Source organism: Pseudomonas sp. AC193, from assembly GCF_979258075.1.
In genome coordinates this window covers 2,016,039-2,030,006 of the sequence record NZ_OZ409832.1, presented here as the reverse complement: position 1 = coordinate 2,030,006, position 13,968 = coordinate 2,016,039, and the positions used below count along the sequence as shown (strand labels likewise).

The following is a 13,968-nucleotide window of genomic DNA, read 5'->3' as shown; positions in this document are numbered from 1 at the left end:
GGGAGTTACAGGTATAGCTAAAACCTCAACTTTTGCGATGTAAAAGCAGAAAATTCACACGAGGCTGCGCGCCCGATCACAATGGTCATTTGACAGACGCCGGTCATCCGGCAAAGCTGCACCGAGCTTGAATGCACACCAGACGGTAAATGCACCTGAACCACGGAAGTCGTAATGCCCAAGCATAAAAATAAAGCGGTACAACCTGACCCTGATTCGTCTCAATCTTCACTTTCTCGTTACCTGTTCCCTGTCTCCATCGGCGTGCTGCTGGCGGCCGTGGCGGGGATCGGCTGGTTTCTGTTCAGCCCTGCGCCCGTTACCGCGCCGCTCACGGTGCCCCCGATCAGCGCGCCGGCTCCCGCGCCTGCCGCGCCCAAGCCGCAAGCGGTCGCACTGAAACCGGCGAGCATGGTCGATGAGCAGCAATGCCAAGGCTGCCACACCGAGCAAGTCAAAGACTGGCAAGGCTCGCACCACCAATTGGCGATGCAACCGGCGAACGCCGAGACCATGCTCGGTGACTTCAATAACGTCACGTTCAAGGCTGAAAAAGAGACCACGAAGTTCACACGCAAGGGCGACGAGTTCTGGGTCAATACGCAGGGCATCGACGGCAAGAACGCCGATTTCAAAGTGGCCTACACCTTCGGCATCGCGCCGCTGCAGCAGTACCTGATCGAGGTTGGCGAAGGCCGTTTGCAGGCGCTTGGCGTGGCCTGGGATACCCAGAAAAACCGCTGGTTTCATCTCTATCCCGGCCAAGGCGTGAACTTCAAGAATCCGCTGCACTGGAGCAAGCCGAGCCAGAACGCCAACTTCATGTGCGTCGAGTGCCACACCACCGGTTTCAAGCGCAATTTCGATGCCGCCAGCAATACCTTTAACAGTCAGTGGAACAGCCTTGGCGTCGGTTGTCAGGCCTGCCATGGCCCGGCCTCCAATCACCTGGAATGGACGCAGAAAAAGGGCGACCTGATCCATCAAGGTTTCGACGTCGACCTCAAGGACAAGAACGCCACGGTCGAGATCGAAACCTGCGCCCGTTGCCATGCGCGTCGTGCGCCGCTGGGTGATGGCTACACCGTCGGCAAACGCCTGATGGACGATTACCTGCCGAGCACCCTCACCCGCGAGTTGTATGCGCTGGACGGCAAGATCAAGGACGAGGTGTTCGAACACGGCTCATTCCTGCAAAGCAAAATGTTCGACAAAGGTGTGCGTTGCAGCAATTGCCACAACCCGCACAGCAACGAACTGAAAGCGCCGGGCAACGCGGTGTGCCTGCAATGCCACAACACCGCCGGCAAAACCTCGATTGAAGGGGTCGACGGCAAAGGCCTGCAAGCGAAGAATTACGACTCCATCGAACACACGCGTCACACCATGGGCCAACCGGGTTCGCAGTGCGTGGATTGCCACATGCCCGGCAAGTTCTACATGGGCAACGACTTCCGTCATGACCACAGTTTCAGCATTCCCAACCCGGAACGCGCGCAGAAGCTCGGCACGCCGGACGCGTGTCTGACCTGCCATCAGGGCAAGGCTGGCGACAAAGTCACCGCGCAGTTCAACCTGTGGCGCGCTTCCACCGCGCCGCAAGCACCGCGTTATGACGAAAGCCTGTGGCTGATCCGCAATGGCCAGCCCGGCGCCGCCGACGCGCTGTTTACGCAACTGCAACGCAGCAATCTGCCGGCAATCCAGCGCGCCACCCTGCTGGCGGAATTGCCGCTGTATCCAAGCGAACAGGCGTTGAAACTGGCGACACAGGATCTGAAAAATCCTGAGCCGCAAGTGCGTGAAAGCGCAGCGCGGGCAATCAGTGCGTTTCTGCCTCCGCCTGAACGTGCGCCATTGTTGTCGCCACTGTTGGGCGATCCGGTGAAAGCGGTACGCATTGTGGTCGCGCGCGATTTGCTCAGCGTCGCCCGCAGCAGCGGTCTCGGTGCGGCGCAAGCCAACTGGGAAGCCGCGATTGGCGAGTACGAGGCGGTGCAGAAGAGTCTGCTGGAACGCGCCGAAGCGAACCTCAATCTGGCCATGCTCTATCAGGCCAGTGGGCGCAGTTCGGAAGTTGAAGCGTTGCTGCGAGATGCGCTCAAACGTGATCCGGACTTCTACCCGGCGCTGGTGACACTGGTGCAATGGCTGGAGGCCAGCGGCCGCAGTCAGGAAGCGCAGACACTGCTCGACGACAGCATCAAGGAACACCCGGACGCGGCGCTGTTGCAGCACACTCGGGGTTTGTCATTGATCCGCGCCGGCAAGACGACTGAAGCGATGGTTGCGCTGCACAAAGCTGCGCAACTGGAGCCGCAGAATGCCCAGTACGGTTATGTGCTGGCGGTGGCGTTGCACGAGGGCGGCAAGGTCGATGAAGCGTGCGCGATTCTTGAAGGCCTGCTCAAAGTGCAACCGGCGAACCGTAATGCGCGGCTGTCGCTGATCCAGTACTACCTCGACAGCGGCCAGGAGCCCAAGGCGCAGGTGTTGTTGCAGGGGTGGAAGAAGATGAATATGGGAGATCCGGCGCTTAAGTGATTGGCTGGAAAATGTCGTCCCCTCACCCTAGCCCTCTCCCGAGGGAGAGGGGACTGACCGAGTTGTCGGGCGAGGTTCATCGACCTGAAATACCGCGTCGATTATGGATTCAAAGACAATCCTGCAAGTCGGCGCACTTCCTCAATATCCCCCAATCAGTCCCCTCTCCCTCCGGGAGAGGGTTAGGGTGAGGGGCTTTTGATGGTTAAACCACAATCACCAGGAAGACGTCTCCCCACTCCTCAACGCCATCTCCCGCCGACTACTCGCCCGCATCGCCTTGATCAGCGACACCGTGCCCACCAGCAATATCGCCGCACCAAACACAAAGTCGATGTTGTACAACTGAAAGTCCTGCACCGGCCCGACCAGCATCACCCGCACCACAGCAATCCCCACCAGCGTGGCCAGAAAATCGATCCCCGGTTCGTCGCGATAAAACACCAGCATCAGCGGCAGGCACAGCACCAGCAACATCAACAACACCACGACTTTGAACGAGTCCTTACGCTCAACGCTAAAGGCACATTCGTGCGCCCCGTAAGCCTTGTAATCCTCGTCGCGGATCAGCGAGTTTTTCTCGTTGATGTAGTCGACGCGGTTGTACTTCTGGATTGGCGTGAAGGTGTTGGACATTTCCATCAGCGTGGTGATGTTCCTGAAACGCAGGTCGATGCGCTCGCTGCCCTTGAGGTAATAGAGCACCGGTTTGTAGCCATAGCGATAGGTGTCAAACGGGAACGCGGCGACCTGGCCCTGAACGCCGATCGGACGTGGTTCCAGTTCGGCGTAAGCGCTTTTGTTGGATGAGGCGAGGTTGCGACTGAGCGGCTGAACCTTGACTTGTTCAAGGAAGATCGGCGTGGCGCCGAAGGTCCACTGTAACGGTTCCATTCTCAGGCGCAGTTCATTGCGACCGAGGTCGTAGCGATTGAACGTGCGCTCGGACACCACCAATGAGCCGCCGACAATGAACTCGCCGCGCAGATTATTGGTGACGCGCAAGGTCAGTTGATCCTTGCCCAGCAACGCTGCTTGCGTGGACGGTGGCGTGCCGCACCACGCGGTACTTTCGCCAACACCGCCGAGCTGGCCGTTGCGGTTTTCCTTGAACACATAGAAGTAACTGGCCCACAGCGTCAGCATCAACAGCACCGCTGTGAGACCCAAAATCTTTTTGCCCACACTCACAAACCCGACTCCCTTCATCGATTCCATCGTCCAGCCGAATCCCGCTGGCGGGCGGGACTTTAACAAAATGCCATCATCGACCCAAGGAAATATCCCCGATGGCAGAGGCCCGTAAGGGTTTCCCCCACATCCAATGGCCGCAATACTTCTGCTGCCACACTGGCCCATTGTGGCGAGGGGATTTATCCCCGATGGGTTGCGAAGCAGCCCCAAAACCTGCCGACCCGGTACATCAGACACACCGCATGCAACGGGCTTGCGACTGCTGCGCAGCCGAGCGGGGATAAATCCCCTCGCCACAACGGAGTTCTCCTGACAGTGTCGGCGAAGCGATAAACAGGCTCGTCGAAGGTACAAAAAACCATATCAGACCGCGTCAGATAGCCGCAGGCAAAGCAAAAATCTGATCCGCACAAATCAACAATTCCTGAGCCTGTTTTGTTTTCCACGGTATTCCTACAGTGCAGCCCATGCCAGACCGGGTGGCTTGGCAAGACTTTGCAACCGTGGATGAACTGACCATGAGCACAGCAACAATCGGACAGGCTTATAACTACAAGGTCGTCCGCCAATTCGTCATCGCGACTATTTTATGGGGTGTCGTGGGGATGGCGATGGGGGTATGGATCGCCTCTCAATTGGTATGGCCGGACATGAATCTGGACTTGCCGTGGACCACCTTCGGCCGCTTGCGACCGTTGCACACCAGCCTGGTGATTTTCGGCTTCGCCGGCAGCGCGCAATTCGCCGCCAGTTACTACGCAGTACAGCGCACCTGCCAGGTGAGGCTGTACTCGGACACCCTCGCAGCGTTCACTTTCTGGGGCTGGCAATCGGTGATCGTGATCATGCTAATCACCCTGCCGCTGGGCTACACCACCACCAAGGAATACGCCGAAATAGAATTTTCCGGCGCGGTGTGGATGGCCGTGGTCTGGGTCGCCTACGCCGTGGTGTTCTTCACCACCGTGGTGCAGCGCAAAACCAAACACATTTACGTCGGCAACTGGTTTTTCGGCGCGTTCATTTTGGTGATTGCGATGCTGCACGTGGTCAATCATCTGTCGATTCCGGTCGACTGGTTCAAGTCGTATCCGGTGTATTCCGGGGCCACCGACGCGATGGTGCAGTGGTGGTACGGGCACAACGCGGTGGGTTTTTTCCTCACCACCGGTTTCCTCGGGATGATGTATTACTTCGTGCCGAAACAGGTCAATCGGCCGGTGTATTCGTATCGGTTGTCGATCGTGCACTTCTGGGCGTTGATCACCCTGTACATCTGGGCCGGCCCGCATCACTTGCATTACACCGCGCTGCCGGACTGGGCGCAGTCATTGGGCATGGCCATGTCGCTGATCCTGCTCGCGCCGAGCTGGGGCGGGATGATCAACGGCATGATGACGCTCTCCGGCGCCTGGCATAAATTGCGCACCGACCCGATTCTGCGCTTCCTCGTGCTGTCGCTGGCGTTCTACGGCATGTCGACGTTCGAAGGGCCGATGATGGCGATCAAAACCGTCAACGCCCTCTCCCACTACACCGACTGGACCATCGGCCACGTTCACGCCGGGGCGTTGGGCTGGGTGGCGATGATCACTTTCGGCGCGACCTACCACATGGTGCCGAAAGTCTTCGGCCGCGAGCAGATGTACAGCACGCCGCTGATCAACCTGCACTTCTGGCTGGCGACGATTGGCACGGTGTTGTACATCGCCTCGATGTGGGTCAACGGCATCACTCAGGGCCTGATGTGGCGGGCGATCAACGAGGACGGCACGCTGACGTACTCGTTTGTCGAAGCGCTGCAGGCCAGTCACCCGGGGTTCATCGTGCGTTTTGCCGGCGGGGTGTTCTTTCTTAGCGGGATGTTGCTGATGGCTTACAACGTCTGGCGCACGGTGCGCGTGGCTGATGTGGCATTGGCTCAGCGTGAAGCGCAGATTGCCTGAGGCTGGGAGGCCGTCATGATCGAGGTGTTTTTTGATGGGCTGGGCGTGGTGTTTTTGTGGCTGGCGGTGGAGTACTGCTTGCGACGGGAGACGGCGGAGAGTCTGGATGAGGCGAGTATGGTGCCGTTTGCTGATGATCCGGAGGTGGCGCGGCGGGTTGAGTTGGCTACCGGGAAAAGCGTGAAAGCGGTGGCACCGGAGGTGGTGAAATCGGGTTGGGGTAATCTGGAGATTTGAGGTGGGTCTGGGGTTGCCCTCACCCTAGCCCTCTCCCGGAGGGAGAGGGAACTGACCGGGTTGGATATTCGAGGTACATCGACCTGAAAGTCCTGAGTCGAACTTGCAATTGAACACAACAAAGATCGGCTCCCTTTCCCCTCGCCCCCTTGGGGGAGAGGGCTGGGGTGAGGGGGTATGCCCTTGATCTTAGCCGCGTTCGCGGGGGATAAGGCTCTGCAATTGCAACGCCAAAAAATTCGCATCGAACACAAACGTGTCCGGATCTTTCAAACCATTGGTCTTGCGCCACTGCCACTCGCCGCCCGGCAGCCCCACCAACGAAATACTGCCGTAACGCGCCGCCGTCAGACCCATTACCGCCAACGAAATCTGCCCGGCGCTGCCCATCACATCCGGCACAAACTCCACCGGTTTTCCGGCAATCACGATGCTCAGTTTCTCGGTCTTGAACGTCGAGGTCTCGACCGGCGTACTCGGGCCGAACGCAACGTACGCCTCGCGGCTGACTTCCAGCAGATTCGGCGCCTGCACCGGCTCCAGCCATCGCTGAATATCGCCGAACAGCCCTTCGATCCGGCTCGCCCAGACCTGCGACTGCGTTTCGAACAGTTGCTTTTTGTGCGCTTCGCTTTCGGCGTAATGACGAAGCATCTCGCCCAGTTGCTGTACGTCGCTCATTGCTGTGTGCCTCGGAAAGGATCCTGCGATGTTCGATAGTGGCAGATCGAAGCCCCGGTGTACGGTAAATCGCCTGCGGTTTTGCAACACACCGTGACACTTGCGTGAAAGATCAGCGGTACAGTCAATTGCTGCTGGCATCAGGCCTTGAAGAAAAGGACACTCGGGGAAAACACAGATCATTGATCGAGGAATTTCAATGCGCACCATCGGCCTGATCGGCGGTATGAGCTGGGAGTCCAGCGCCGAATATTATCGACTCATCAACCAACAGGTTCGCGACCGGCTCGGGCCACTGCGTTCGGCGCAAATACTGATGTACAGCGTCGACTTTGGCCCGGTCGAACAAGCCCAGCACGCCGGGCGCTGGGACGATGCGGCGGCGATTCTGGTGGACGCTGCACGCAGGCTCGAAGCCGGCGGCGCTGATTGCGTGGTGCTGTGTACCAACACCATGCACAAGGTCGCCGAGCAGATTCAGGCAGCGATCAACATTCCGTTTTTGCACATCGCCGAACCGGCAGCCCAGGCTGCGATCGCAATCGACGCACGCACCGTTGGCCTGCTCGGCACAGCGTTCACCATGGAACAGGATTTCCTCAAGCAACGTCTGATCGCTCAGGGTTTGAAGGTTCTGGTGCCGGACGAAGCCGAACGCAAGGACGTGCACCGGATCATCTACGACGAACTCTGTGTCGGCGTGATCAGCGAAGCCTCGCGGCAGACCTACCAAAAAGTCATTGAGTCCCTGACCGCACGCGGCGCGCAGGCGATCATCCTCGGTTGCACCGAAATCGGTATGTTGGTCAAACCCGCACACAGCGCCCTACCCCTGCTCGACACCACCGAACTGCATGCACAGTCGGCGGTGGCGTTCGCACTGGGCGACTGAGTCAGGTTTTAGTGCTGCGTCGCAGACGGGCCATGCTCAGGGTGTCGACCCATTGCCCGTCACGCACCGCGTAATCGCGGAACAGCCCTTCATCCTCGAACCCGAACTTGCGGTAGAGGCTGATCGCCGCTTCGTTATCGGCATACACCGAAAGCTCGACGCGGTGCAGGTTCATCCAGTTGTCGGCGACGTCCAGTGCCGCCGTCAACAGTTTCGACCCGACACCCTTGCCCTGCCACGCCACCGCAACGGCCATGCCGAAACTGCCGGCATGCGCCCGGCGAATCCGTGAAAACGCTTCAAGCCCGAGATTGCCGATCACTACACCTTCATGCAGCGCCACCAGCTTCACCGCCCGATCGTTTTCCGCCTGCAACCGCTGCCGCCAGACTTCGGTGGATTGAAACGGCATCTGCAACACCTGCCGCGCGACGGCCGGGTCGTTATAGAGCGCAGTGATGCCCTCGATGTGGGCTTCGCTGGAGCGTTCGATATGGATGTCGTCAGGCATGGTAGATCCGTCCGTGATCTCTATGTGGCCGTCCACTCTAAACCGACAACGCCCTCATCCGCCACAGACAAACCCGTGTAGGAGCTGCCGAAGGCTGCGATCTCTTGATCTTGATCTTAAAAACCAGGATCAAAAGATCGCAGCCTTCGGCAGCTCCTACAGGGGGATTGTGTTAGGTCAGGGCGACTTCTTCTTGCTCGGCGACGGCGACGGTTGCCGGGGTGGCTTGCGCGGTCTGGCTGAAATCGCGCAGATAGACGATGAACTCCTGCAACAGGCGATCCCACAATTCGAGGTTGCCGCGCAGGTGATCGTTGCTGACCCCGGCGCCGACCACCACGTCCATTTCCATCACCAGAAATTCGCCCTGCAACGACAACCGCGCAAAACGCCGAGTGGCGTTCCAGCGTTCCGCGACGCCGGCCGGCAGCTCACCTTGCACGCGCAATGCGCAACTGAAGGTGAAGTCGACGTAGCTGCCCTGCTCCGCCGCCGGATTGCCGAAACGCACGGCGTAGCCAATGCCCTGGCTGGCGCTGAGTAGCTGGACGATGCCGTTCTGTTCGGTCTGGTTGACGCGATAACCGGCGGCTTGCAGCACGTCGGTCAAGGATTGCGGGGACACCTGGGTGATCAATTGAGTCATTGGATCTTCCTTGTTCTTCAGATTGAGACGCCATGCTTGGGCTGATTCGGTCATGGCGTTTTCAAGCGTAGACCGTTCTGCGGTTTCGGCACGGGCCGCGAAAAAAATGTGGGAGCGGGCTTGCTCGCGAAAGCGGTGGATCAGCCACACATGCGTTGACTGACACTCCTTCGCGAGCAAGCCCGCTCCCACAGGGGTTTTGCGGTGGCTGAGGGATCAGGAATAGACCGGCCAGGTGTCGACGATTTTGCCGCCGCGCACCGCCAGCAGGTCGCCAAATTGCAGCAGTACGGCTTCAGTCTGGGTCGGGCGCAGGAACACTTGATCTTCGATATTCAGGCCCACCGCGCTGGAGCCGTTGACCATCTCCTGATTCGAGCTGCGCCCGTATACCGTGTTGCTTTGCAAACCCTGCGGCGATTCGAATTCGGCCATCCAGTTGCCGCCGTAGATGAAAAAGGTCTCGCGCTGATTCGCGTCCCACCAAGAAAACAGCCGCGACTTGTCGTCCAGCGCCGGGATGTTCACCGCGCCGGTGCTTTTCAACACCGGCGTGGCGATATAGGTCGCGGGTACATGCTCGGTCAGCGACGGCAAATCGTAGTGCGTCGGCTTGAGCATCGCCGTGCCCACCGACACTTCCGTGCTGAGTTGCTCGTTTTCATGCATGCGATAACTCGGGCTACCGGCAGTGTTCAGGCACAAATCTTCGTGCCACAAACCGGGAAACTGCTGTCGAGTGAAATCAACGCAGCGCTGATAAATCACCATGACCTTGGCGAACAATTCCTCGGGCGAACCGAGTATCCCCGGCACGCCCATGCCCACGAACGGGTCGTAGCCCATAAACCCGGCAAACTGCAGATGCTGCGGGTTGGCGCTGATCAGCTTGAGCATCTGCCCCAGTACATTCACATCGCTGACCCCACCACGATGCAAGCCAACATCCAGCTCGATGCTGATGCGCATCCGCGTGCCCAGGCCCTGCGCGAGTTGCAGGTATTGCTGCAATCGTTCAGGGCCGTCGAGCAGCCATTGCAACTGTTTCGACGGATCAAACGGGCCTTTGTGGGTTTGGTAAAACAACTCGGCTGAACGTACCGGCAACGGCTTGCCGAGCAAAATATCCGACTGCGGAAACGTCACCGCATCGTGATTGAGAAACGGCTGATGAAACGACATCAAACGCTGTGTCCCTGCGCGTTGCGCGATGTAGCTCAGCAGCCCCGGCGACGGCAGTGATTTCTCCACCAGGCGCAACTGTTTGCCGCCGCGCTTCACCGATTGCATGACCACGTCGATGTTGTGATCGAGTCGATCCAGATCGATCAGCAGCACCGGCCGCATCGGGCCTTTATCTTTCAACTCGCGATTGAGCGCACGAAAATAATCGCTGTACGGCCCGCCACGATCGCCCGGCCGCAACCACGCGCCAACCCCGACCAGCAAGGCGCCGACGCCCAATGTACCGAGCAGGAAGTTACGTCGATTAACCGCCATCAGCTCACCCCCAGAATCGATGACAAATGCGCGTTCAAGAATCGCCCGCTAGGATCCAGCGCCTGGCGCACGTCGACAAACTCGCGCCAGCGCGGGTACAGCGGTTGCAGGTTTTTCGCGTTGAGCGTGTGCAATTTGCCCCAGTGCGGGCGGCCGTTGTACTTCCAGAAAATCGGCTCGACCGCCGCAAAGAAATTGTGATGATCCATCTGGTAATGCTGGTGCACCGAGATCGAACAGCTGTCGCGGCCCTCGAACATGCTCAGCGGAATGTCGTCGGCTTTGACGTAGCGGTACTCGATGGGAAACCAGGTGCGCAGATCCTTGTCCTGAATCAGCTTGAGAATCTCGCGCAGACAGGCCGGGCCGTGTTCGGCGGGCACCGAATATTCCATCTCGTTGAAGCGCACGGTGCGCACGTTGGCGTAGATGTCAAACGAGTCGCCGATGCGATCATCGAAACTCGCCAGATGGCGCAGGCTGTTGAGCATGGTGCGGCGCAGGTCGGGGAAGTCGCTGCCATATTTGTCGATCTTTTCGATCAGAGTGACGAACTCGTTGCCGCCCTCTTCTTCCGGCGGGATGGGCGGCGTGGCCGGCTCATCGGTTTCGTTGAGGGCGATGGACAAGGCGTAGTCGGAGTGGGTGACGACGAGCATTTCCCAGTGCTGGTTTTCGCTGGTGTTCTTGTCGATGTCTTCCAGCAGCTCTTCGGTCTTGGCGATCCATTGGCGTTCGCGCAGGCGATAAGCCGGACGGTTTTGCAGACGAATTTTGGTCGCCACGCCTAGGGCGCCGAGGGAGACGCGCGCCGCGTTGAACACCTCGGGATGACGCTGACTGTCGCAGTCGAGCACCTCGCCATTGGCGGTCACCAGTTGCATGCCGCAGACGTGGGCTGAGTAGGACTGAAAGTTTTTGCCGGTGCCGTGGGTCGAGGTGGAGATCGCGCCGGCGAGGGTCTGGTAGTCGATGTCGGCCATGTTTTGCAGGGCCTGGCCGATGTCTTTCAACGGTACGCCCATGCGCGACATTGGTGTGCCGGCGGCGAATTCCGCCTGTAAGGTTTTTGCATCGTGATCGAGCAGGCCATTGAAGTAGCTCAGCGACAGCAGCGTGCCGTCGGTGGGCACCAGAGCGCTGAAGGAATGCGCCGAACCGACCGGGCGGATCTTGCCTTGGGCCAGTTTGATCAAACTTGTCAATTCGTCGAGATTCTTCGGCGCAAGGCGCGCCGCCGGCAGGCAACTCTGCCCGCCCGACCAGTTGCGCCACGGAATCAGCCGTGGCGCGCGCATCAATTGGCCGAGAGCCGGATTGCTCGCCAACGCGCTGAACGCGCCGATGATGCTAGCCCGTTGCAATAACTGGCGCCGTGTCAGATCCATCGTCATGCCGGGCACCTTATTGTGGGAGCGGCTGGTCGGCCATGAAGCCGATCAATTGCAGAAATTGTTCTTCGCTGCACTCGACGCACTGACCCATCGGCGGCATGCCGTTGTAGCCGTTGATGGCGTGGTCGAGCAGCGTGTCGGCGCCTTGCTGGATGCGCGGTTCCCAGGCTTTGCGATCACCGGTGAGTGGCGCGTTGGCGGCGGGATTGGCGTGGCAGAGCTGGCAACTGTTGGCGTAGATCTGCGCCAGTGCCGGGTCTTTGGGCATGGCGTTGCTGGCGGTGGTGGCCGGGGGTTTGGGGTCTTCGCCGCAGCCAAACAGCGCCACGGATAAAGTCAGCAGTAATGTGATGGGAATTGCCCGCATGACGATCCTCAAGGGTGGCATCGCTTATTGTTGTGATCACACCTTAAGGCAGGCGCGCCAGCGGGTTGAGGGCATTGCGGGACAGTGAGGGGGGCAAACGGGGCCAGTAGAAAACTCTCAAAACACCACAAATCCATTGTGGGAGGGGGCTTGCTCCCGAAGGTGGTCGATCATTCAACAATGATGTCGCCTGACACCACGCCTTCGCGAGCAAGCCCGCTCCCACACTGGATCGCATAGGCCTGATAGATCAAAAGATCGCAGCCTTCGGCAGCTCCTACAGGGATACTTTGTGACCACCCCTTTTGTTCTGGGGGTTTGGGTGACATTCGGGTGACATTTGCGGGTTTAAATTTCGCGGCATTCAGGCGTATAACCGTTACAGACTTTCAAATTGGCACGCGGGGTAGCGACATGAGCACAGCAAACATCCTTGGCAATCTGTTCCCTTCTGTCAGCGACATCCCGGAAAAATATCGCCTCGACGGTCAGGTCGAGCAACGTGAATATCTGGTCGACGGCCAGTTGCGCCGCTGGGACGGCCCGCTCGCGACGGTGCGCAGCCCGGTGTATCTGCACCGTGACAATGGAGACGAGCAAGTCATCCTCGGCAGCACGCCGTTGCTTGATGCCGACACCGCCCTCACCGCCCTCGACGCCGCCGTGCGTGCCTACGACCGTGGCCAGGGCCTGTGGCCGACCATGCGCGTGGCCGAACGCATTCAGCACGTCGAAGCCTTCCTCGGCCGCATGCGCCAACAGCGCGACGCCGTGGTGAAACTGCTGATGTGGGAAATCGGCAAGAACCTCAAGGACTCGGAAAAAGAGTTCGACCGCACCTGCGATTACATCGTCGATACCATCAACGCGCTCAAGGAACTCGACCGCCGCTCCAGCCGTTTCGAGCTGGAACAGGACACCCTCGGCCAGATCCGCCGCGTACCACTCGGCGTCGCGCTGTGCATGGGCCCTTACAACTATCCGCTGAACGAGACCTTCACCACGCTGATCCCGGCGCTGATCATGGGCAACACCGTGGTGTTCAAACCGGCCAAGCTCGGCGTTCTGCTGATCCGTCCTCTGCTTGAAGCTTTCCGCGACAGCTTCCCGACCGGCGTGATCAACGTGATCTACGGCAGTGGCCGCGAAACTGTCAGCGCGCTGATGGCCAGCGGCAAGATCGATATTTTCGCCTTCATCGGCACCAACAAAGCCGCCAGCGACCTGAAAAAACTGCACCCGAAACCACACCGCTTGCGCGCCGCCCTGGGTCTGGACGCGAAGAACCCGGGCATCGTCTTGCCGGAGGTCGATCTAGACAATGCCGTCAGCGAAGCCGTCACCGGCTCGCTGTCGTTCAACGGCCAGCGCTGCACCGCATTGAAAATCCTCTTCGTCCATGAAGACGTGGTCGACAGCTTTATCGAAAAATTCAACGCCAAACTGGCCACGCTGAAACCGGGCATGCCGTGGGACAGCGGTGTGTCGCTGACGCCGTTGCCGGAGGCTGGCAAAGTCGATTATCTGCACGGTCTGGTGGCCGACGCGCAGAGCAAAGGCGCGCAAGTGGTCAACCCCAATGGCGGCGAATCCCGCGAGTCGTTCTTCTACCCGGCGGTGCTTTACCCGGTGAACCCGCAGATGCGCGTTTATCAGGAAGAGCAGTTCGGCCCGGTGGTGCCGATCGTGCCGTACCGTCACCTCGATACGGTGATCGATTACGTACTGGAGTCGGATTTCGGCCAGCAGTTGAGCATCTTCGGCACCAACCCGGTGGCGGTCGGCCGACTGGTCGACACCTTTGCCAATCAGGTCGGGCGGATCAACCTCAACGCACAATGCCAGCGTGGCCCGGACACTTATCCGTTCAACGGGCGCAAAAACTCGGCCGAAGGGACGTTGTCGGTGCACGACGCCTTGCGGGTGTTTTCGATCCGCACGCTGGTGGCGACCAAGTTCCAGGACAGCAACAAGGATCTGATCAGCGAAATCATTCGTGGCCGCGATTCGAGTTTCCTGACCACGGACTACATCTTCTAAGCGAATTGGGAAGTCA

Annotated in this window: 12 protein-coding genes; 5 read left to right on the top strand and 7 right to left on the bottom strand. The window is 59.3% G+C overall.

The genetic code is table 11. From position 1 onward, the window contains the following. The first annotated feature begins 174 nt into the window (after positions 1-174). Positions 175-2,544, top strand: coding sequence for a tetratricopeptide repeat protein (locus ACZZ0D_RS09390; RefSeq protein WP_463553026.1), 2,370 nt, complete (start codon positions 175-177; stop codon positions 2,542-2,544). 216 nt (positions 2,545-2,760) lie between these two features. On the opposite strand, the gene ACZZ0D_RS09385 is transcribed toward ACZZ0D_RS09390, so the two are convergent. Next, on the bottom strand, positions 2,761-3,735 hold the full coding sequence (locus ACZZ0D_RS09385) for a hypothetical protein (protein ID WP_463553025.1): 975 nt from the start codon (positions 3,733-3,735) through the stop codon (positions 2,761-2,763). 521 nt (positions 3,736-4,256) lie between these two features. Here ACZZ0D_RS09385 and ccoN point away from each other — a divergent pair. Then, positions 4,257-5,684 (top strand): cytochrome-c oxidase, cbb3-type subunit I, encoded by a 1,428-nt coding sequence (gene ccoN, locus ACZZ0D_RS09380; protein ID WP_463553024.1) that lies wholly within the window; start codon positions 4,257-4,259, stop codon positions 5,682-5,684. 15 nt (positions 5,685-5,699) lie between these two features. Then, positions 5,700-5,921 (top strand): cbb3-type cytochrome c oxidase subunit 3, encoded by a 222-nt coding sequence (locus ACZZ0D_RS09375; RefSeq protein WP_282355004.1) that lies wholly within the window; start codon positions 5,700-5,702, stop codon positions 5,919-5,921. Positions 5,922-6,110: 189 nt separating this feature from the next. On the opposite strand, the gene ACZZ0D_RS09370 is transcribed toward ACZZ0D_RS09375, so the two are convergent. Next, positions 6,111-6,602, bottom strand: a complete 492-nt coding sequence (locus ACZZ0D_RS09370) for a hypothetical protein (RefSeq protein ID WP_053120651.1) — start codon at positions 6,600-6,602, stop codon at positions 6,111-6,113. 199 nt (positions 6,603-6,801) lie between these two features. Here ACZZ0D_RS09370 and ACZZ0D_RS09365 point away from each other — a divergent pair, with 199 nt between their 5' ends. Further along, the gene (locus ACZZ0D_RS09365; protein WP_463553023.1) at positions 6,802-7,494 is read left to right on the top strand and encodes an aspartate/glutamate racemase family protein; all 693 of its coding nucleotides are present in this window, start codon (positions 6,802-6,804) and stop codon (positions 7,492-7,494) included. A 1-nt stretch (position 7,495) separates the two neighbouring features. Here ACZZ0D_RS09365 and ACZZ0D_RS09360 read toward each other — a convergent pair whose 3' ends face one another. The 5 genes from ACZZ0D_RS09360 to ACZZ0D_RS09340 form a co-directional block, all read right to left on the bottom strand. Then, entirely contained in the window at positions 7,496-8,005 is a 510-nt protein-coding gene (locus ACZZ0D_RS09360; protein WP_463553022.1) for a GNAT family N-acetyltransferase, read from the bottom strand. 172 nt (positions 8,006-8,177) lie between these two features. Continuing rightward, entirely contained in the window at positions 8,178-8,651 is a 474-nt protein-coding gene (locus ACZZ0D_RS09355; RefSeq protein ID WP_212550690.1) for a YbjN domain-containing protein, read from the bottom strand. A 216-nt stretch (positions 8,652-8,867) separates the two neighbouring features. Continuing rightward, a complete protein-coding gene (locus ACZZ0D_RS09350; protein ID WP_463554785.1) occupies positions 8,868-10,076 on the bottom strand; it encodes a DSD1 family PLP-dependent enzyme in 1,209 nt (402 codons plus the stop codon). A 74-nt stretch (positions 10,077-10,150) separates the two neighbouring features. Then, positions 10,151-11,479: a D-arabinono-1,4-lactone oxidase gene (locus tag ACZZ0D_RS09345; protein WP_463554784.1), complete on the bottom strand. Its 1,329-nt coding sequence runs from the start codon at positions 11,477-11,479 to the stop codon at positions 10,151-10,153. A gap of 76 nt (positions 11,480-11,555) precedes the next feature. Beyond that, entirely contained in the window at positions 11,556-11,912 is a 357-nt protein-coding gene (locus ACZZ0D_RS09340) for a c-type cytochrome (RefSeq protein WP_400749850.1), read from the bottom strand. A gap of 414 nt (positions 11,913-12,326) precedes the next feature. Between ACZZ0D_RS09340 and ACZZ0D_RS09335 the strand changes: the two genes are divergently transcribed. After that, complete coding sequence (locus ACZZ0D_RS09335) at positions 12,327-13,952, top strand: NADP-dependent glyceraldehyde-3-phosphate dehydrogenase (protein ID WP_463553021.1); 1,626 nt, start codon at positions 12,327-12,329, stop codon at positions 13,950-13,952. The last annotated feature ends 16 nt before the right edge of the window (positions 13,953-13,968 follow it).

What these genes read in the sequence shown, in the direction of transcription:
- ACZZ0D_RS09390 (WP_463553026.1), top strand. Translation starts at nt 175, where the DNA reads ATGCCCAAGCATAAAAATAAAGCGGTACAACCTGACCCTGATTCGTCT.
- ccoN (WP_463553024.1), top strand. Translation starts at nt 4,257, where the DNA reads ATGAGCACAGCAACAATCGGACAGGCTTATAACTACAAGGTCGTCCGC.
- ACZZ0D_RS09375 (WP_282355004.1), top strand. Translation starts at nt 5,700, where the DNA reads ATGATCGAGGTGTTTTTTGATGGGCTGGGCGTGGTGTTTTTGTGGCTG.
- ACZZ0D_RS09370 (WP_053120651.1), bottom strand. Translation starts at nt 6,602, where the DNA reads ATGAGCGACGTACAGCAACTGGGCGAGATGCTTCGTCATTACGCCGAA.
- ACZZ0D_RS09365 (WP_463553023.1), top strand. Translation starts at nt 6,802, where the DNA reads ATGCGCACCATCGGCCTGATCGGCGGTATGAGCTGGGAGTCCAGCGCC.
- ACZZ0D_RS09360 (WP_463553022.1), bottom strand. Translation starts at nt 8,005, where the DNA reads ATGCCTGACGACATCCATATCGAACGCTCCAGCGAAGCCCACATCGAG.
- ACZZ0D_RS09355 (WP_212550690.1), bottom strand. Translation starts at nt 8,651, where the DNA reads ATGACTCAATTGATCACCCAGGTGTCCCCGCAATCCTTGACCGACGTG.
- ACZZ0D_RS09340 (WP_400749850.1), bottom strand. Translation starts at nt 11,912, where the DNA reads ATGCGGGCAATTCCCATCACATTACTGCTGACTTTATCCGTGGCGCTG.
- ACZZ0D_RS09335 (WP_463553021.1), top strand. Translation starts at nt 12,327, where the DNA reads ATGAGCACAGCAAACATCCTTGGCAATCTGTTCCCTTCTGTCAGCGAC.